Source organism: Rhodococcoides navarretei (genome assembly GCF_038069675.1).
GTDB classification, from domain to species: Bacteria; Actinomycetota; Actinomycetes; order Mycobacteriales; family Mycobacteriaceae; genus Rhodococcoides; species Rhodococcoides navarretei.
The window spans coordinates 4,260,249-4,277,379 of record NZ_JBBPCN010000001.1; the positions used below are offsets into that span (position 1 = coordinate 4,260,249).

17 protein-coding genes are annotated in these 17,131 nt (G+C 63.1%); 11 read left to right on the top strand and 6 right to left on the bottom strand.

From position 1 onward, the window contains the following. Nucleotides 1-42 precede the first annotated feature (42 nt). The 3 genes from AABD04_RS20000 (at nucleotide 43) to AABD04_RS20010 (ending at nucleotide 2,414) form a co-directional block, all read left to right on the top strand. Nucleotides 43-1,017, top strand: coding sequence for a LysR family transcriptional regulator (locus tag AABD04_RS20000; protein WP_243597456.1), 975 nt, complete (start codon nucleotides 43-45; stop codon nucleotides 1,015-1,017). Between the two features lie 294 nt (nucleotides 1,018-1,311). Next, nucleotides 1,312-1,743 (top strand): cupin domain-containing protein, encoded by a 432-nt coding sequence (locus AABD04_RS20005; protein WP_314142761.1) that lies wholly within the window; start codon nucleotides 1,312-1,314, stop codon nucleotides 1,741-1,743. A gap of 152 nt (nucleotides 1,744-1,895) precedes the next feature. Then, a complete protein-coding gene (locus AABD04_RS20010) occupies nucleotides 1,896-2,414 on the top strand; it encodes a MarR family winged helix-turn-helix transcriptional regulator (protein ID WP_314142760.1) in 519 nt (172 codons plus the stop codon). On the opposite strand, the gene AABD04_RS20015 is transcribed toward AABD04_RS20010, so the two are convergent. From AABD04_RS20015 to AABD04_RS20035, 5 genes are all read right to left on the bottom strand, one after another. Next, nucleotides 2,344-3,213 carry a nucleotidyl transferase AbiEii/AbiGii toxin family protein gene (locus AABD04_RS20015; RefSeq protein ID WP_341442271.1) on the bottom strand — a complete coding sequence of 290 codons (870 nt, stop codon included), beginning with the start codon at nucleotides 3,211-3,213 and terminating at the stop codon, nucleotides 2,344-2,346. The two genes, AABD04_RS20010 and AABD04_RS20015, sit on opposite strands and share 71 nt — an antisense overlap. Beyond that, nucleotides 3,123-3,716, bottom strand: coding sequence for a type IV toxin-antitoxin system AbiEi family antitoxin domain-containing protein (locus tag AABD04_RS20020; protein ID WP_094662028.1), 594 nt, complete (start codon nucleotides 3,714-3,716; stop codon nucleotides 3,123-3,125). The genes AABD04_RS20015 and AABD04_RS20020 overlap by 91 nt, the downstream gene beginning before the upstream one ends. A 1,273-nt stretch (nucleotides 3,717-4,989) precedes the next feature. Further along, a complete protein-coding gene (locus tag AABD04_RS20025) occupies nucleotides 4,990-5,619 on the bottom strand; it encodes a Cap15 family cyclic dinucleotide receptor domain-containing protein (RefSeq protein ID WP_094650840.1) in 630 nt (209 codons plus the stop codon). Further along, nucleotides 5,619-6,479, bottom strand: coding sequence for a nucleotidyltransferase family protein (locus AABD04_RS20030; RefSeq protein WP_094650841.1), 861 nt, complete (start codon nucleotides 6,477-6,479; stop codon nucleotides 5,619-5,621). Before AABD04_RS20030 ends, AABD04_RS20025 begins: the two co-directional genes overlap by 1 nt. Nucleotides 6,480-6,708: 229 nt before the next feature. Further along, nucleotides 6,709-7,851, bottom strand: coding sequence for a site-specific integrase (locus tag AABD04_RS20035; RefSeq protein ID WP_249277103.1), 1,143 nt, complete (start codon nucleotides 7,849-7,851; stop codon nucleotides 6,709-6,711). Between the two features lie 394 nt (nucleotides 7,852-8,245). Between AABD04_RS20035 and AABD04_RS20040 the strand changes: the two genes are divergently transcribed. After that, a complete protein-coding gene (locus tag AABD04_RS20040) occupies nucleotides 8,246-9,040 on the top strand; it encodes an SDR family NAD(P)-dependent oxidoreductase (RefSeq protein WP_237669138.1) in 795 nt (264 codons plus the stop codon). A 54-nt stretch (nucleotides 9,041-9,094) separates the two neighbouring features. Further along, nucleotides 9,095-10,096 (top strand): GAF domain-containing protein, encoded by a 1,002-nt coding sequence (locus AABD04_RS20045; RefSeq protein ID WP_094650844.1) that lies wholly within the window; start codon nucleotides 9,095-9,097, stop codon nucleotides 10,094-10,096. A gap of 98 nt (nucleotides 10,097-10,194) precedes the next feature. Here the strand turns inward: AABD04_RS20045 and AABD04_RS20050 are convergent, their stop codons facing one another. Beyond that, a complete protein-coding gene (locus AABD04_RS20050) occupies nucleotides 10,195-10,647 on the bottom strand; it encodes a helix-turn-helix transcriptional regulator (RefSeq protein ID WP_094650845.1) in 453 nt (150 codons plus the stop codon). 1,194 nt (nucleotides 10,648-11,841) lie between these two features. Here AABD04_RS20050 and AABD04_RS20055 point away from each other — a divergent pair. The 6 genes from AABD04_RS20055 to AABD04_RS20080 are packed head-to-tail and all read left to right on the top strand — an operon-like array spanning nucleotide 11,842 to nucleotide 17,121. Next, nucleotides 11,842-12,918 carry a hypothetical protein gene (locus tag AABD04_RS20055; protein ID WP_143537089.1) on the top strand — a complete coding sequence of 359 codons (1,077 nt, stop codon included), beginning with the start codon at nucleotides 11,842-11,844 and terminating at the stop codon, nucleotides 12,916-12,918. Continuing rightward, a complete protein-coding gene (locus AABD04_RS20060) occupies nucleotides 12,915-14,477 on the top strand; it encodes a cutinase family protein (RefSeq protein ID WP_259468020.1) in 1,563 nt (520 codons plus the stop codon). Before AABD04_RS20055 ends, AABD04_RS20060 begins: the two co-directional genes overlap by 4 nt. A 58-nt stretch (nucleotides 14,478-14,535) precedes the next feature. Beyond that, nucleotides 14,536-15,312 carry a hypothetical protein gene (locus AABD04_RS20065; RefSeq protein WP_094650848.1) on the top strand — a complete coding sequence of 259 codons (777 nt, stop codon included), beginning with the start codon at nucleotides 14,536-14,538 and terminating at the stop codon, nucleotides 15,310-15,312. Continuing rightward, nucleotides 15,309-16,196 carry a MinD/ParA family ATP-binding protein gene (locus tag AABD04_RS20070; protein ID WP_147458314.1) on the top strand — a complete coding sequence of 296 codons (888 nt, stop codon included), beginning with the start codon at nucleotides 15,309-15,311 and terminating at the stop codon, nucleotides 16,194-16,196. The genes AABD04_RS20065 and AABD04_RS20070 overlap by 4 nt, the downstream gene beginning before the upstream one ends. Continuing rightward, complete coding sequence (locus AABD04_RS20075; RefSeq protein WP_259468021.1) at nucleotides 16,193-16,843, top strand: DUF6668 family protein; 651 nt, start codon at nucleotides 16,193-16,195, stop codon at nucleotides 16,841-16,843. The genes AABD04_RS20070 and AABD04_RS20075 overlap by 4 nt, the downstream gene beginning before the upstream one ends. After that, nucleotides 16,840-17,121 carry a hypothetical protein gene (locus tag AABD04_RS20080; protein WP_121870945.1) on the top strand — a complete coding sequence of 94 codons (282 nt, stop codon included), beginning with the start codon at nucleotides 16,840-16,842 and terminating at the stop codon, nucleotides 17,119-17,121. Before AABD04_RS20075 ends, AABD04_RS20080 begins: the two co-directional genes overlap by 4 nt. Nucleotides 17,122-17,131: the final 10 nt, after the last annotated feature.

Below are 17,131 nucleotides of genomic sequence, written 5' to 3' on the forward strand. Positions count from 1 at the left end.
AACTACTGGTGCTGGTCTAGCTGCGGGAATAGCATCGGGGACGTGAATCTTCCGTTGGAGCTCAGGCCGTTGTCGTATTTCGTGGCCGTCGCGGAAGAGCTTCATTTCGGCAAGGCAGCAGCGCGGCTGCATATCGCACAGCCCTCGCTCAGCGTGCAGATTCGCAAACTCGAACACTCCTTGGGAACCGCACTGTTCATCCGCGATTCCCGTCATGTCTCGTTGACCCCTGCCGGGGACAAGCTCCTCGACGGGAGCAGGCAGCTTCTCGCCGATGCCGAGCGTGTCGCGTCGTTGACACGTCAGGTGGGCCGTAGTGGGCGCAACAACCTGATCGTCGGATTCCAGGCGAACGCTGCCGCGGAACTGACGCCGGACATCTTGTCGGCTTTCCGTGCTCTCCACCCCGACGTCGCGGTCGAGATGCAGTCGTTCGACTTCACCGACCCCTACGTCGGGCTCGGCGACGGGTCGGTCGATGTCGCGTTCGTCAGGCCGCCGGTCGTCGTGCAAGACTGGCTTGCGCTCGAGACACTGTTCGTGGAGCCGAGAGTGCTTGTCGTAGCATCCACTTCGCCTCTGGCGCAGCAAGATTCGACCAGTGTCGAAGAAGTGGCGGGGCAACCGTTCGTCGCGAGGCGCAGCCCGGAATCATGGAGGGACTTCTGGCTCGCCGTCAGCTCGAGAGACGGTGAGACCGTTCGTCTCGGTGCCGAAGTCTCCACTGTCGACGAGTGTTTCGAAGCCATCCTCTCCAGCAAGGGCGTGGCGTTCTCACAAGCGTCGACTCAAAGGTTCTATGCGAGGCCAGGTTTGGCATTCGTTCCGGTTACGGGTATACCCCCCACACCGTTGTCCATCGGGTGGCGTTCGGACGTCGACTCGCCTCTGACCCGCGACTTCGTGGCTGCGGCCCGCCGTGTCGCCGTCGATTGTCCGGTTCCGAACTCGTGGGCACCCCCGACCGCCGGCGTTCCGTCGCTGCTCGATCGCTACCAAGCCAAGCTCACGTCCTGAGACCCTCCCACAGGGTCGAGACTTAAAGCTTTCCTTGTCCCGTCCGGACTTCCCCCTTCGGAACACCTCGACACCCATAGTTGATATTTCAACAGTGCGTGTTTACCGTCAAGGTGTCGATGAACGACATCGACACCGGCACGGACGACCGCGGGCATATCCCCGCACAGGAGCGAGTTCGAACCACTCCCAGGTGAACACAATCCGCGGGGTACCACCGGTGATACCGAAAGCGGCGGGGAGACAACCACTCCCGTCGAAGGTTTCACCGTCGCAGCCGGGGAGGGCGAGCGGGTGTGGTTCGTCGCCGACACCATGATCTACAAGGCAACCGCCGAGAACACGGGTGGAAGCTTCGCAGTCATCGAATGCATCACCACCCCCGGCGGTGGCCCGCCCCCGCACATCCACACCAACGAGGACGAGTTCTGGACCGTTCTCGACGGGACGTTCGAGATCACCATCGGCGGCGCGACCCACGCCGCCGGGCCGGGTGACTTCGCGTTCGGTCTTCGAGGAATTGCCCACAGTTTCCGCAACACAGCAGATACACCGAGCCAAATCCTGCTGGGCTTCACCCCCGGCGGGATCGAAGGCTTCCTCCGCGAGTCCGGCCAACCCGCCACCAACAACGGCCCCGCCCCAGCCATCGACGACGCAGAGATCGCACGCATGATGCTCGCCGCACCCAAATACGGGATCGTCCTGATCGGACCAGACGCGTAAGAACACAACGCAGCGCTGCACGTAGCAGTGCACCTTCGATACTTCAGGCAGAGCTCCCGCACCCTGGCGTCACCGCCGGCGAAGCGCGGCCTACGCGATGTCCACCGAGGTCGATGAACGTGCCCGTCGAACTCGAAAACTACACTCGGGCGATGACGAGCGACCCCCAATGGCTGACCCGGGAGGAGATCCGGGCGTGGCTGACGCTCGCCGGTCTGGTCGAGTCGCTGCCGACAGTCCTGAGTGCCCAGCTCAAGCAAGACGCGGGAATCAACAACTTCGACTACATGGTCCTTTCATGTATATCGGACACGCCCCATCAGACGGTCCACATGAGTGACCTCGCCGCATTCGTCGGTGGCTCTATCTCTCGCCTGTCACACACTCTGACCAAGATGGAGAATCGCGGCTGGGTGCGTCGCCGACCGGATACCGACAACGGTCGCTTCACAGAGGTGGCTCTGACGCAGGAGGGTAAGGACGTGGTCGCCCAGGCCGCCCCCGGGCACGTCCGCGAAGTCAGGCGCGTCATGATCGACGTCCTAGGACACTCGCAGACGCTGCAACTCGGCACGCTCCTCGATCAGGTTCTCGCTGCGGTCAACCCCGATGTCCAACGCGTCTTCGATGAGCGCTTCCCCGATGTCGACCTCCACGCTTACGACGGCTGATCGACCACCCAGCTCGCAAGATACGGGTCCGGACGCGCAAAAGCTCGCTCTCCCTATCGGATTCGGTCGGAGCATCCGCGAACTGCAATTCACCAGGCAACTTGTTCGTGGGCCCGAACCTCCGATACAAATCGGCCACTTCCGGTTCGAATGCGCCAATGCAATTGAGTGCCCACAGGTCCCACAGATCACGCGACGCCCGCCGCTCACACCAGGTCACCGTCTTACCCGCAACGAACGCGGGCCGCGTGGGTACCGTCAACTCAGCTCCCGGTGCATCCTCAAACCGTTGTTCGAGTCGCCGGTTCTCCAGAGGCCATGCTGGGCGACCTTCCGCCGACAGCAACTGCACCTTGACCGCCAGTCCGGACTGCGACCTCAACACTGCACCGAGGCGCTCAGGCACCTCGCTGATCGCAGGATCCCACACCAGACGCCCGTGGCTGCGCATCACCGCGCGTGGGAGAGCGCGGTCGAGATCACGAGCGACCTCCGATCTGGAACCGACCGCAATCAGGTCGATGTCCTCACTGAGACGACCATCGACCAAATGGGTTCGAGCCAAGGCTGTTCCGCCGATGAACACAATCCGATCCGCGAAATGCGCACTCAGATAGCCGAGCAGGTGCGAGATCAGGTGATCCCGCTCGACCTGTGCACGCGCGACACCGAATTGCGCGGCCACCGAGGCCAACTCGCGGGGATTCACTACTTCTCCCCCAACCGAGCCTGCAGCCGCGTCAACGTCATTCGCATCTTCTGAGCCCCAGCGATCTCGGCTAACACTTTCGGATCGCACCGTCGATACAACTGCTCCACCGCCGGCCACACCTCAGCCTCGGCGTCACCGAGACCCGGACGCTTTACCAGATCCAACACCGTCTGCTCCGCAGTCGTCACCAACACCGGACCCAACTCGGTATCGATACGCTCCGCATCCAGACGTGCGGTGTCGCGCACGACGAACCGAACCAACGCCGGCCGATCCACCAACCGAATCGGATCGTGTCGCGTCGGCACAGCCACCACAGCCGTCGCCAACGCACGCGGAAGAACACCGTGCAACCGCGCTGCGCTGATACCCATCACCACAGCGTCATCGCGGCCGTACGCCGCGACAGCGATACCAACTGCTGCAGCCTCCAGGCCAGGCATCCACTCGGTCCCGACCCGATCGTCGGGCACGGCCACGTAGAAGCCCGTCGCCACTCGGTGCAGCAGGCCCAGGTCCGTCAGCCGCGCAAGCTCGGCTCGCGGGTGCGCGTAGACATCGGCCGCTGTCGCGGCTCGCACCATCCGCATCGGAAGCCGTGCAAACGCGGGAGGTAACCCGGCATGACGGCGTCGCACATCGCTTGTCGTCACAGTTACCTCCATCAAATGTCGGATACGTAGGCTCCAAGCCTACAGAACCGACACTGATTCCAACACTGCACCTCGGCCCGGCCATCACCTGCCCAGTCCGTACACATCCACCTACATCCACACGAACGCTCACCGATGAGTTAGCGACGAGTTGTGACATTCTGTGACACCGAACGCCGGATCGAGCCGCCGAACCGGCAAAACCCCAGGTCACAAGCGACCCATAAACCCAGGTGGACGAACCGGGCTCGCGCAAGAAACGAGCGGCCGAAATAGGCCAAAAAGGGACGGCCCCAACCGTTTTCGCTGGTCAGGGCCGTCCGAACGAGCCTCCTAACGGGATTGAACCGTTGACCGCTCGCTTACAAGTATGTTGCGAGACAACCAGATACGTCCGCATGGAACCATCACAGATACTCTGACCTGCGTCAATCGTCCAGTCCGTACCACCCGAATCCACCCTCGTTCGTACCGACATGTGACACGCTCGTGACACCGAGATTCGTCTGGTAAAACCGTGTGGACCGTGGTGGATCCGCCTGAATGCACGTTGATTTGGAGCGCTCTGAGCGCTGCAAGTCGTTGCTCTCGAGCCACGACATATTCATCATTACAGTGTAGAACTCGCCTTTCGGACGGGCATTTGAACCCCTAACCTCCTGGTAGTAACTCACACGGTTTCGCGGACCGGTGTGGATCCATATACACCCCCTGAGCTGACGATTCGGGAGTTCAAGTGCCCGCCCGAGTTCAGGTGGGAACATCCGAACCGAGATCAAAGTGTTGAGCGAGTTCCGGGGTCGAGCGTCTTCCGAAGTCCGACGAAGTCAATCGACGTCGACCCGGTAGGCAAGGACCGTTGCCACCTGGGCTGGGCGGTTCCGACCGGTCGCTGCAGCGACAAGTACGTATGTCCGACCATGGAGCAGGTGACTGCACAGATCCTCACCTTTTTCGACATGTGAACACGACGGCCTCTGGCACGCCAGAGGCATAAACCTCAGTTACCGCACCGTCAACGCATCTTGACCTACGCAAGCGATCGTGACGGCGCCCCGTCGGTCGAGCAGGTCTACTACAGTCAAGAATCGACCCTCTACCCGGAGATGTCGCAAGCGTGGAAGCGGCAAGAAAACTCGGGGCAATTCAGAGTGTCGAGTGTCTCACGGGTCGAACTTTTTTTGCACGGCTCCGCCGAAGTCTCCTTTAGTCAGGACAGGGGAAGATCGGCCAGCGATTGGCGGTCCTTCTTTCGGTCGACGTAGGTCAGGTCCATATCTCCGACCGTAAAGCGGTCGGTCCAATACGTGCCGGTGATGTACTTGGGGAGTCTTCCGACCACAGTGAACTCACATGCCCCTCGGTGCGGAGCGCTCCGCGGGCGGTGTTCCGCCCGCGGCTCGTTTCGGTACGTGTAGGTCAGCAGCGTTTGCTCTTTGCTTTCGCCGTGGTTGCGCAATGATGCGATCTCCGACATCGAAGAACTCTCGGCCGTCAGCAGTCGCACGCTGATCGTCCAGAACGTCTGCTCAACGACCACAGCGCTTGTGATCGGCCCCCAGTTCCCACCCTTCGGAATTCGACTCTTCTGGTGCGGCCGGATGGTCGTGCGCCAGGTTCCGTCCATACGTGGTCGCCCTACCAATATATGAACCCCTGGCCACTTCCAGATCCAGAGGTCGAAAGCGACAGCGAGTAACACGGAGGCGGACGGAATGTAGGCGAGAAGTCGTCGCATCGAGTCATCGATATCGACGCCGCTGAGGTAAAGCCCAGCGCCCCAAACCGCGCTGACTGCAACGGCGACGATCCGGACAAGCCGAGCTTGGTCCTTAGACATTAGTAGTCCAGGTACTGCCAGGTCGCGAGCACGAGTTCACGTGCATCGCCCGGAGTCCATTTGGCTCCGGGGTGGAAGAGATACTTCAACCCGTTCGGTTCTTCCCAGTCTGTCCGCACGTAGTTCTCTTCCTTCAATCCGTTCCACAGCCACACGAGCACGGACTTGAACCCGGCGCTGAGATCCGACCCACCCGTGAGTATCTCGTCCTGCACATTCCAGATAAGACACTCCATGAAGTAGGACGGCAGGTCGCTGATGGTGCCGTCTGCGACCAATTGGTTCTCTGCACTCTTCAGAGCACGTGCGAATCTCTTGTATCGGCCGTTGGTCCGTCCGTTCTTGGCCGTGCCGCGGTCGAGTTGCTGTTGCGGGTAGTTGACAATGGGCGATCCAGTTTTCGGGAACACCTTGCTGCCTCTATGCTGCCGGGTTTGGTCGGACGAGTCGTAGCGGACGTAGTCAAAACTTGGGACCACGTCTATGTCGGGGCGGGTGCCGTCGTGCTCGTCGATGGTGATGGCGACGACTCCGGACCCGGAAACCTCGCCTGGGAATTTTGCATCTAGCGCCGCCAAGATTTCGGCGCGCCAGAGTGGCGGTGTCCAATCGCCGTCATATGTAGGGGTCCCTTCACTCGACGGTTGCTCGCAGCCGTTGTACTCGTAGTAAAGGCACTCTCGGTTTTGCACCGCGATGTCGACATCACTGTCGAGGCGGACGTTCGTGTTGTTGGCGTAGGAGCCTTTCGCGTAGATGTGGTACGCCACGCCATTGAAGGCCGGCCACGCGTCAATGGCGCTCTTGACCATCCGTAGAGCGCGGTCCTGCTTGTCCTTCTCGTAATCGCTCGACGGCATCACCCAACGACGAAGAATCGCTTGGCGTTCTACAAGGTTCATATCTGCTCCCGGTTTCTCACCAGGAGGCTACAGCTGGGCACCGACAGTTCTAACTATGCGATGGAGCCCGTGACTCCAAAAGCCTCTGACAGGCGACAACGAAATTGCGAGCACGTACGTGATGCGAATCAACGAGGGCGACCCGGCGGCTCTAGGGTCGCGAGACCGTCACCTCCAGGCAGACTGGCTATAAGCCGATGTCGTTGACGGCATTCCCAACGAGTGGGGTGTGCTCGCGGCGGTACACCTCGACCGAGTCGAGGCTGGCGTGGCCGGTTTGGCGGGCGATGGCGGATCCGTCGGCACCGTTGCGGGTGCCCTGTGTGACAAACCCAGCGCGCAGGGAATGACCTCCGAGCTTGGCGAGAGCGGTTGGGTCGAAGCCCGCGTGGTCAGCACGGCGACGGATGGTCTGGTGGATTGCTGCTCCGGACAACGCAGTGTCCCCCAGGTTTCCGTTCTTGGCGATGGCGCGAAACAGCGGCGCGCGAGCGGCGGTGCGAGGTACTCCCCCACGGCACACGTGCGCGTCGAACAACTCCCGTTTACGGAGCAGCCTAATCACCGACGGCCTGCCGCCGACGTCGAATGCGCCGACGATCTGGACCCAGCGAACGTACGCGCATGGCGGGCAGGTCTCGTGAGAGTCGGTGTACGGCAGCGCTTTCACCGCTCCTCTGCCCTCTTGGTCGGTCTTCGACTTCCGCAACCGGATGTGGAGGCCGTCGTACCGATGCACAGTGACGTCCCCACACGCCATCTCTGACAACTCGCTCCGGCGGTATGCGCCGGCGAAGCCGAGGAGCAGAATTGCCGAGTCACGGCGTTCGAGGACCTCGTCGGCCCACCCGCGACACCGCTTCCGGGCCGTCTCGACAAGGAGTTTCATGTCATCGACAAGCAACGGGTCTCGCGGGGTGCGGGCGCGGTCCCCCGCGGCGGCGTACTCCCGGCGTATCCCGGACAGGGTGGCGGTGACGAGTTCGTGTGCGGACGGGGAGAGGTGTCCGGTGGTGCGGTGCTGGTGGTTGATCGCGGCGATCCAGGTCCCGAAGGTAGAGACGGCGTAGGACCGCTCCCCCGCTTCGGTGCGGGTATCTGCGGCGTCGACGAGATACGCGGCAACGGTGACCGGGTGCGCCGGCAATGCGGCATGTCCCTCGCGTTCGCACCAGCGGGCGAAGCGTCGCCACCCGGCGGCGTAGGTGCGCCGCGTCCCCTCCGACCGCGAAGATTCCACCGCTCTCGCGATCCGCTTCGCGACGGCCGGTGGGATCTCCGGCTCCACGGCCGCAGTTGCAAGTTCCACACGGCCGACCGATGTGCTCACCGCGGGTGTTCTGCCTGGCCGGAAGTCGATAACGGCAGCCTAGCGCAGGTCACCGACAGAGCTGCGGAGCGAAAACTGTGCTGAACTGGCGTTTCAGCCAAAACGGTGCGGAAAATGCAACTTACCGCGGGGACATCCGATGTACTTATAGACGTTGCTCGATACTGACCGTCGTGCAATGCGGTGGCGAGACTTCCGGCCCGAAGTCATTTTCACGCCGACGTTTCATCGTATCTTCGAGCATCTCCGTACGAACGCATCCAACCACTGGGTACAAACCGGAATACAGACCAGCTGGTTGCTAGCGCGACCTTCAGTCATTCGTTACTGTGCCTAGTTACCAAGGGCAGCGAGGTGCGGGAGGCGGCGTTAGATGCCAGGGGAATGGAGAGCAGTGGTCACCGGCGCAGGTTCTGGGGTCGGCCGCGAAATTGCGTTGCAGCTAGCAAGCCAGAAATGGTCACTTGCTCTCGCGGACAACAACTACGACGCACTGCTGGACACGCAGTCCCGATGTGCTGCTATGACCACCGTCGCACGCGCGACCCAAGTCGACGTCGCCAACCGGACCGAGATCAACTCGTGGGCCGAGTCATCACGTAGAGCGCTTGGCGGTCTCGATGCGATCTTCAACGTCGCGGGCGTTCTCTACAGGGGTGACGTCATCGACACTCCCACAGCTGACTTCGATCTCGTGATGGCAACCAACTTCGAGAGTGTGGTGAATAGCTCTCGCGCCTTCCTTCCAGACATCCTGAATTCACGTCGAGGTCGAATCGTCAACGTGTCGTCTGCATTTGGGGTTATGTCCGCACCAGGCTACTCGGCGTACAACTCGTCGAAATTTGCCGTACGAGGTTTCACCGAGGCCCTCAACCAAGAGCTGCGGCTCGCATCACGAACTGCGCGTGCGACGTGCGTTATCCCTGGTGGACTCAAAACGCCGATCGCACGGACGGCACGGGCGGCACCCGGCGTTGATCGCGCGCGAACGGCGAATTTTTTCGACACCCGCGTAGCCAGAACCGCCCCTAAAGTGGCAGCCCAGAAGATCATTGCGGGCGCATGGAAGGGTAAGTCGCAGGTGACAATCGGAAATGACGCCCGCCTCATCGACGTAACCACGCGCCTACTCGGCTCTCATTATCAACATCTGCTGCCTGCGCTCCAAGCACTGCGGCGGCGCTGAGAAGCCGTCACCAATTAACATTTCACTCACCAGACCTGCGGGGGTCGGTCAACCATGTCGAATAGCTGGATCCTGATTGAGACGTTCGGAGACGGGGAGCCGTCGGTCATCGGGGTTGGGTCTTCGCCCAAATCCTTTGTTCCACCTCGTAAAGTTCTCCGTAGCTCCACCAGCCGCGAAGAGGCAGTCGCCGCGGTAGCGGAGGCGCTTTCTACAGGAGCCGTAGTGGATCGGCTATCCAAAGACCGAGTCAGGCGAGTAGTGGCCGAACCACTACAAACGTTTGCTGCCCGTACGCATGGCGCGTGGGTATGGCTTGGCCAGCGTGACGAGACTCCACCTCCACGCCACGCCGCGGGGGCGTGGCAGTTCAACCTCACGAATAGCACGGCAAGCGGTAGCGACGATCTACTCGACCTGTATCGCGTTCCGCAAGACGAGCGCGAGACCCAGCGCGCACTCGCGGGCGCGTTCACCCGACTGGTCACCAACCGTGACGAGAGCGAAGCAATGGCGAAGATCGTGCAATCAGCGCCGGGCACCACTCACCAAGCGGTCTGGACAGTGAGGCGGGACGACGGTGAACTTCGGGCCGCGCACTTCTCGTGCCGGATGATTGCCGAAGACGGGGTTTCGGGAACCGAAGTCATCCTGAGGGGTATCACCCACGACATCGGCCCCGCAGGGGAAATCAATATCGCTCCCCCACCTACGATTCTCGAGCATCGCGTTCTGGAGGCTTCCACCAAAGAAGGCGAGTACCGCGCACTGGTGAACCTCAGAACACTCAACTTGTTGCGCTGGTACAACTCTGAACCCGCACCGGATATCTGCTGGGAAAACCTTCCTGGCGAACCGGTACCTGCGATTCATCCGGACGACGTACCAATTGCGAAGCAAATGTCGAACGCACTCGCACGCGAACGCGCCAACGGCGTGCTTCGCTTCAGAACTCTTGACGGAAATTGGAAGCCGATGACAATCGACGCGGTTTTAGTTTCACTCGATCAGCACACCACGGCCGCACTCGTCACTCTGACCGAATTGTGCAAGTAGTAAATAATTTCGCGGATTCATATGGATCCACAGAGACCGCTGCGGACCGAGAAAGATGGGAACCATTGGGACCCAGATCAGTTTTATAGTTGCGTGATTTACAATACCTGCGCGCGTGTCGTGCGAGCATCGCGCGTTCGACTCCATGCAGCTGCCACCGTACGCGTCGACACCCCATACGTTTCGGCAAACGACTCGATGCGCTCCTCGGTTTCGGGCTTACGCCCACGCTCGATGTCGGCGAGAACGGTGTTCGACATCCCGAGCAGCTGCGCAGCGTCGCCCTGAGACAGCGCGGCGTGCACCCTAAGGTCGGACAATTTCAGCTGAGACTCCGGGATCGGAACAAGCGCTGCGACCGACGTGTGCAGTGCGTTCGCAATTCGGCCAAGCGTCGCAGGCGGTGGCGTCGAGCGCCCCGTTTCCCAGGTCGACACTGCTTGCCTGGTCGCGCCCACCTTGGCCGCAAGGTCGTCAGCACTGAACCCCGCACGTACCCGCAGCTCACGCAACCGGTCGGCGCGAAACCCACGAACTCCGCTTCGCGGCACTGTCCCCAACTCCCTGTCGAACCTACAAGACAGTCCCATCTTGCTCGATCCACCGCAGCCTCGAACTCTTGTGCGTTTTATAGTTGCGCGTTACTGTTGCATCCATGCACCTATTCGATTTGAGTTCCACGAAGCAGAACGGATTGCGCGGTGCACCTAACCTGTTCTACAGTCCTGATGCGCGCCCAAAAGGGATTCCTCGGTGCTTGTCGTTCTCAGCACTGCTTGTAGCGCGGGACATCAGGTCGGTCTGTTCGCAGGTTCCGTCCGATCTTTCCTGTCGGGAGTTCCACATGTTCGCGTCTTTCGCCCTTGCCGCATCGCAATTGCCATCGACGGCTGAGATCAGCAATTGCCGTCGTCGAAGTTCAGCGTTGGGCCGTTACGGACAAAGTGCGACGGCAGGTGCATTCGCCCGACATCGCCGCTTTCGCCGGGGTTACGGGGGCGAATCAAGGTGAGTGCCGCACGGGATGCGATGGTGCCAAATTTCCTCCCGCAGAAACAGTTCTGCGCGTCAATCGTCGTAAATCGGACACATGGCGACTTGATTGCCTGCTCGCTCGACCACGGGCATTCCGGTCGCCACCAATACATCGGTGACGACGGAGCCCTGCTAGCCGAGTGGAGTCCATCCACATCGTGCAAGGAGCGGTCCATTCCTACCCGTAAGCCCTAGACCTGACAGTCCGGACTGCAACCCGACTCGGGTGGGCTTTCGCTGATAGTCCCACTCGTGAGCTACAGGAGCTCCCCCGCGCCCTGTAGCTCGACCGGTGGACCGGCGCGAGGGTCGCGCAGTGAGCGCATTCATCATGTTCAGCGCTGCGCGACCCCGCCGGGACATCACTCCTCGAGATCACACCCGTCCGCACAGAAAGGATTCCGATACCCGATGTGGATTTTTCAGCAGCCTTGGTTCTGGTCGGTGGTGTTCGGCTAGATCTAAATGAGTAAGTGAGGCAATCGGATCGACATCCACACATGCCGATGCGATTGCCCCACATAGCCTCCCTGCTGGTCAATAGCTGAATTGCTCGACCGATCTGAGATCCAAATTTGTTGTAGGTCAACAAATCTCAAAGGAGATATATCACCATGCCGACTCGCTCTTCAACTAAAGCACGCCACCGTGCGATCCCTCGCCCTGTCGCAGCGTCAGCGACAGCAGCGCTCACTTTGACGGTGGCCGCGATGTTCACCGGCGCTGGATTCGCCGTTGCCGCGACAGGGCAGCCCGGGGTAACCACAGAAGTTCCCGGCGGCCAGCCGAGCGTCACTGCACCGTCCCCGTCGGTATCGCAGCAAGATTCAGGCACGACGGCGGACTGGCAGTACGTCGGCCCCTACGTGCCACCGGCGGAGTACCGCAACGCACCGACCCGTTCGGTTCCCAACTACAACGCGCCGATCTACTACAGCGAACCCAAAGTCGAGCAGACGCCGCCGACGCCTGCCCCACAGCCCTCGACCGACGCTGTACCCGAACCTTCCAAGGACGAGACGGTCGTAGCACCGGGTACGCCGGTTGCTCCGATTCAGGCCCCGGACAACACCGTTCGTTTCGGTGCTATCTCCGGCGAGAAGCCAGGTTGGTTGAGCCAGGACGACGCGGACCGTGTCAACAACACCGCCGCTGTGCTCGAAGCCCAAGGCGCGACGTACTTCAACAACCTCGGTATCCCGACGACACGCTCGGACCGGATGGCTGCCGGCACCTCGGCAGGCGTCCTCATCGGAGGAACGACCTCCGCTGTCACGACCTACGCAGTCGTAGCACCAGCGGCGATCTTGGCCGGCGGCCTGATCGGCGGCACCATCGGCGGCATCACCGGCGCAGGAGTCGGGTCGGTTCTGATCCCCGGTGTCGGAGCTGTCCCGGTGGGTGTCGCCGCCACAGCCGGTGGTGCAGCGATCGGTGCAGCGGTCGGCGCTGCTGCAGCGCTGATTCCAGCGGCCGGTGTCGGCGCAGCCGGAGCGGTCATCGGCGGTGTCGTCGGCGGCGCATACGGTGCGGGCGAAAACCTCGGTGAAGCACCTTCGCCCGCCCCAGCACCTGCACCTGCACCTGCCCCGGCACCCACGCCAGTCGCGGCCCCGGTATGGACTCCTCCGGAGGCAGCGAGCATCGCACCCGCGCATCCGTTGGAGGTGCGGGAGATCGTCGCTGCGCAGCCGGGCGGTGCCGATGCACTCGCCGCTGCCGACAACGTTGCAGCGCAGGCGGGATCGTTCCTGGATTCGGTTGCCCCTGCTGGATGGCACCTGTGACCTCGCGTCCTCGACTCCGCGTTGCTCGCGTGGCGTTGGCTGCGGCCGCCACTGTGGCGGTCGTGGTCAATGCCACGTCGCCGGCGTTGGCTGCTCCGAGCGAATCGGGCACGGACCTCATCACAGGTCCGTGCCCGGCGCTGTTCGCCCTCGGCGTGCAAGGGACCGGGGAGTCCGCCCCCGATGCCGCGCCGACGACCGACACCGGGATGCTCTCGCAGGTCTTCATGCCTCTGCTCGCCAAAGCCGTATCCGGTGGTACCGAGCTCGCTGGGCGGGCGTACGTGCCGTACGACGCCGGGTTCGGCGGCGCGGTGCCCGGCGGCAACGTCCCCTACACACAGTCGGTCGAGCGTGCGGAGACCAGCATCGACGCCATGGCTGCGGAGGTCGCTGCCGCATGCCCGGAAACGAAATTCACCGCCGCCGGCTACAGCCAGGGCGCTCACGCGGTCTCGACGTGGGCACAGAAAGTCGGAGCCGGTCAGGGGTCGATTCCGGCCGCCAAGCTCGTCGGGGTCGCCACCTTCGGCGACCCGACTCGGGCCGTGGGTGCACCGCTGTTTCCCGGTGCACCAGGGCAGACGACCCCAAAGCCTGCACCGGGCACCGCAGGGACAGAGGTCTCGAAGATCGAGGCCCTCGACCAGAACGCGCCGACCGGTGGAGGTATCGCGCCCACGTCGGACACGGTGAGCAACTACGGCGCGTTGACCGGCCGGGTCGCGAGCTTCTGCCAGTCCGGAGATCTCGCGTGTGACGCACCGTCGGATTCGCCGATCCTGCGGGTGGTGACCAACATCGCCGGTCAGTCCGAGCTCTCGGCCGGTGACCCGGTTCGGTCCCTGTCCTCGGTCGCGGAAGCGTTGGCGATGACCTCGATCAAGACGGCAGTGACGGTGGTCAACGAGGACATCAAGGGAACGACGCTGGCGAACCTGTCGATCGCTCCGAAGAAGTCCCTGTCCGAGCGTCTCGCGGTGGCATCGGATCCCAATACCCCGCTACCGACTGCCGACCAGGCGATCTCGGCTCTGCTCAAGGTGGGGACGATCGGGTTCAACGCCGTGAAAACGGTCGCGAAAGAGATCCTGACGCCGGCGAATATCGCCGAACTCGCCACAGTCGGGATGTCCAACCCCGTCGCCGCGGTCGGGTTGCTCGGAACCAAGCTCCTCGGCGCGGCCGCCAAGCTCGTTCCCCCGGCCACGACATCGCGGTTGACCAACCAGGCCTTCACCGCTGTCAAAGACAACATCACCGACAACAAGGACCTGTTGAACCTGGCGACCCTGACGAAGTACTCGTCGACCATCGCTCAACACGGCTCCTACGGGTCGACACCGACCACCCCGACAGGTGAATCGGCGACGGCGTTCGTGACCGACTGGTTCGTCGCGCTTGCCAAGGACCTGGCTAACGGTTCGACCGATACGGGCGGCATCGACGCCGACCCCAGCTCCCCACTCCCGAGCACTGCGATCACCACCACCGCCGTCGTCACACCACCGGCCAGCAGCAGGCCGACCACGACGACCCCGGCCGCTCTGCCGAATTGAGAAAGCCCCTGGCGCACACCTGCTGTGCGCCAGGGACTCTCGAAGACAGGAACCAAAGATGATGACATACAACAACGAAGCATCGACCTCCCTCGACTCTTGGTTTCCACCCTTCGATCCCCTCGACGCCACCCCGGTGGCTGATCCCACACCGCCACAGGACGTTCCAGCAGACAAGACCGATGACACCCGCTCCGCCGACGACGGGTCGCACTGGCTTCTCGCGCCCCCACAGCCCGTCTCGACCGATACCCCACGCCCCGCTCGACGCCGCCCCGTCAACGCCCGCGCGCTCGGCATCACCGCGGCGGCCGTCGCGATGACGATCGGTGTCGGAGCACTTGCGGTCTCTGCCTTCACCTCCGACCCGGACACCACGCCCGAGATCGAGGCCGTGTCGACCCCAGCCCCGACATCCGAGCTGCCCGCACCCACGACCACCACCGCTGCGCTCGCCCACTCCTGGTGCCCCGAATCGGTGACCGACGGCGTGGTGACCGGCGCGGGCCCAGGCGGTACCACCTCGGGAAGCGCAGCAATCCTGGCGTTCGAGCACGCCTACTACGTCGAACGCAGCGGCGCGGCCGCCCGCGAGATCCTCGCGCCGAACGCGCAGTTGAAGTCTGCAACCGCCGACGAGCTCCAACGCGGCATCGACACCATTCCCGCCGGTACCGAGCACTGCGTGAGCATCCGGGCCGCCGCCCCGAACACCTACGCCGTGACCCTCGAACAGCGGTACAGCGACGGCACTCGCACCACGGACAAACAGACCATCAGCACCACCGACGCCGGTGGCCGCACCTTCATCACCTCGATCGGAGCAGCACAGTGACCGAAGAGCGCGCCGAATGGATGAGCGAATGGCTCACCCCGCCCCCAGAGAGTCCGTTACCCGACCCCGCGGACCAGGGCGCACGGGTCCTTCCCCTACGTGCTCACCCCGAACCGGTGCCCGCCCCCGAACCGATACCACCGATGACTCTGGTCCTCGGTGCCTGCGGGGGCGCAGGAGCGAGCACGACAGCACTCGGACTGGGCAACGCATGGTCTGCCCGCGGCCACGACGTGGTCGTCGTCGACGCAACACCTGCAGGCGGTGATCTGGTCGAACGCGGCGCAGATTCCATGGTCAGCGACACCGTCATCGAAACCGCCTTCGACAGCTCCGACCCCGACAACGTGCCGGCCTCGGTCGCCGACTGCACCTCTGCGACCTCGGCAGGAGCACACATACTCGGGCGCGCCTGGCTGCAGTCGGCCGAGCCGGCATACCGGGGCATCGATCGCTACCTCCGCAGCCAAGTCGATACCTCGATCTACGACCTCGGACACCGCGGGTTCGGCCGCGCCGCAGCCGATCCGCTGCGGTCCGAGCCCTGGGCGGCGATAGTCCTGGCCGTCCATGCCCGCGCCGATGCCGTCAATCGGATGCGCGCGGCACTGGAAACCATCCGCTACACCGCCACGGATGCAGGCCCACTGCGCACCATCATCGCGATATCCCACCAGCTCCCGGGAACACCTGGAATCGACCTCAACGAACTCCGAAACCACCTGCACGGCAAAGTGTTCGCCGTCCTCGACATCCCCTACGACCCTCACCTGGCCACCGGGCTGCCGATTACGGCCGACGAGCTGAACCCAGCGACGTCCGCCGCCTACGAGCAGCTGCGGGCAAACACCGTCCGCGCTGCCGCCGGAGGGCAGGACCGGTGAGCATTCCCCACCTCGCGACCTCCAGCAACCAGACACCCCGCAAGTCGGGAGATCTCTCGATGCGCCTACCCGAACGCGAGCTCCCGATCTGGGACAGGCCGATACCACTACCGGATCGTTCCCCGTCCCCGATGCTCTGGCTGCTCGGCGCACACGGCGGCGCAGGCGTGAGCACCCTCGCCCACGTCCTCGCTCCCGCCGGCGACTGCGGTGACCGCTGGCCCGGCGGGTACGGAAAGCAAAGTCCCTACGTCGCGATCGTTGCCCGCGAGACCGTCTCGGGACTGGTCAAAGCAGGTGAACTGCTCCGTCAACACACCGCAGGCCACGGTGGACCCTCCACGATCATCGGCCTGATCACCGTGGCCGACCGACCGGGTCGAAAGCTGCCCAAACAGATCCAGCAGACCCGCGACGTGGTCACCGCACTCGTCGGCCGCGACTGGCGCATCGGCTGGATCGAGCAGTACCCACTCGCGCGAGATCCCAGCGGCCTGGCGGTCTGGTCACCGTTCGATCCGCAACCGGAGAAAAAGCGCAGTGCCACAGACGTTCCCGCCGACATCGCCACCGTCGGATCGGAACTACGCGAGGCCATCCTCCTCGACGTTCAACGCTCCACCACCCCGACAAAAGGAAAGCCATGATCCTGCACAGCCTGCACACCGGAATCGACATCCTCGCCCAGATCGAGCTCACCCCCGAAGCGCCCCCGAAGTCCGACGGCTTCCTACGCCTGGGCCGCTGGCTCAGTTGGTTTGTCCTTCTCGCCGGGGTGTGTGCACTGGTCTACGGCGGCGGAAAATTCGGCTGGGAGAAGTACAACGGCGGGGCACTGGAATCGCCGAAGATCATTGTCGGTGCCCTGATCGGCGGTGTCATCGCCACCAGCGCCGGCACCATCATGACCAGCGTCGCCGGATGAGCGTGCACAG

Coding starts and splice junctions, on each gene's coding strand:
- AABD04_RS20025 (WP_094650840.1), bottom strand. CDS start 5,619: ATGTCTAAGGACCAAGCTCGGCTTGTCCGGATCGTCGCCGTTGCAGTC.
- AABD04_RS20020 (WP_094662028.1), bottom strand. CDS start 3,716: ATGCGGATGGTGCGAGCCGCGACAGCGGCCGATGTCTACGCGCACCCG.
- AABD04_RS20065 (WP_094650848.1), top strand. CDS start 14,536: ATGATGACATACAACAACGAAGCATCGACCTCCCTCGACTCTTGGTTT.
- AABD04_RS20055 (WP_143537089.1), top strand. CDS start 11,842: ATGTTCACCGGCGCTGGATTCGCCGTTGCCGCGACAGGGCAGCCCGGG.
- AABD04_RS20030 (WP_094650841.1), bottom strand. CDS start 6,479: ATGCCGTCGAGCGATTACGAGAAGGACAAGCAGGACCGCGCTCTACGG.
- AABD04_RS20080 (WP_121870945.1), top strand. CDS start 16,840: ATGATCCTGCACAGCCTGCACACCGGAATCGACATCCTCGCCCAGATC.
- AABD04_RS20045 (WP_094650844.1), top strand. CDS start 9,095: ATGTCGAATAGCTGGATCCTGATTGAGACGTTCGGAGACGGGGAGCCG.
- AABD04_RS20010 (WP_314142760.1), top strand. CDS start 1,896: ATGACGAGCGACCCCCAATGGCTGACCCGGGAGGAGATCCGGGCGTGG.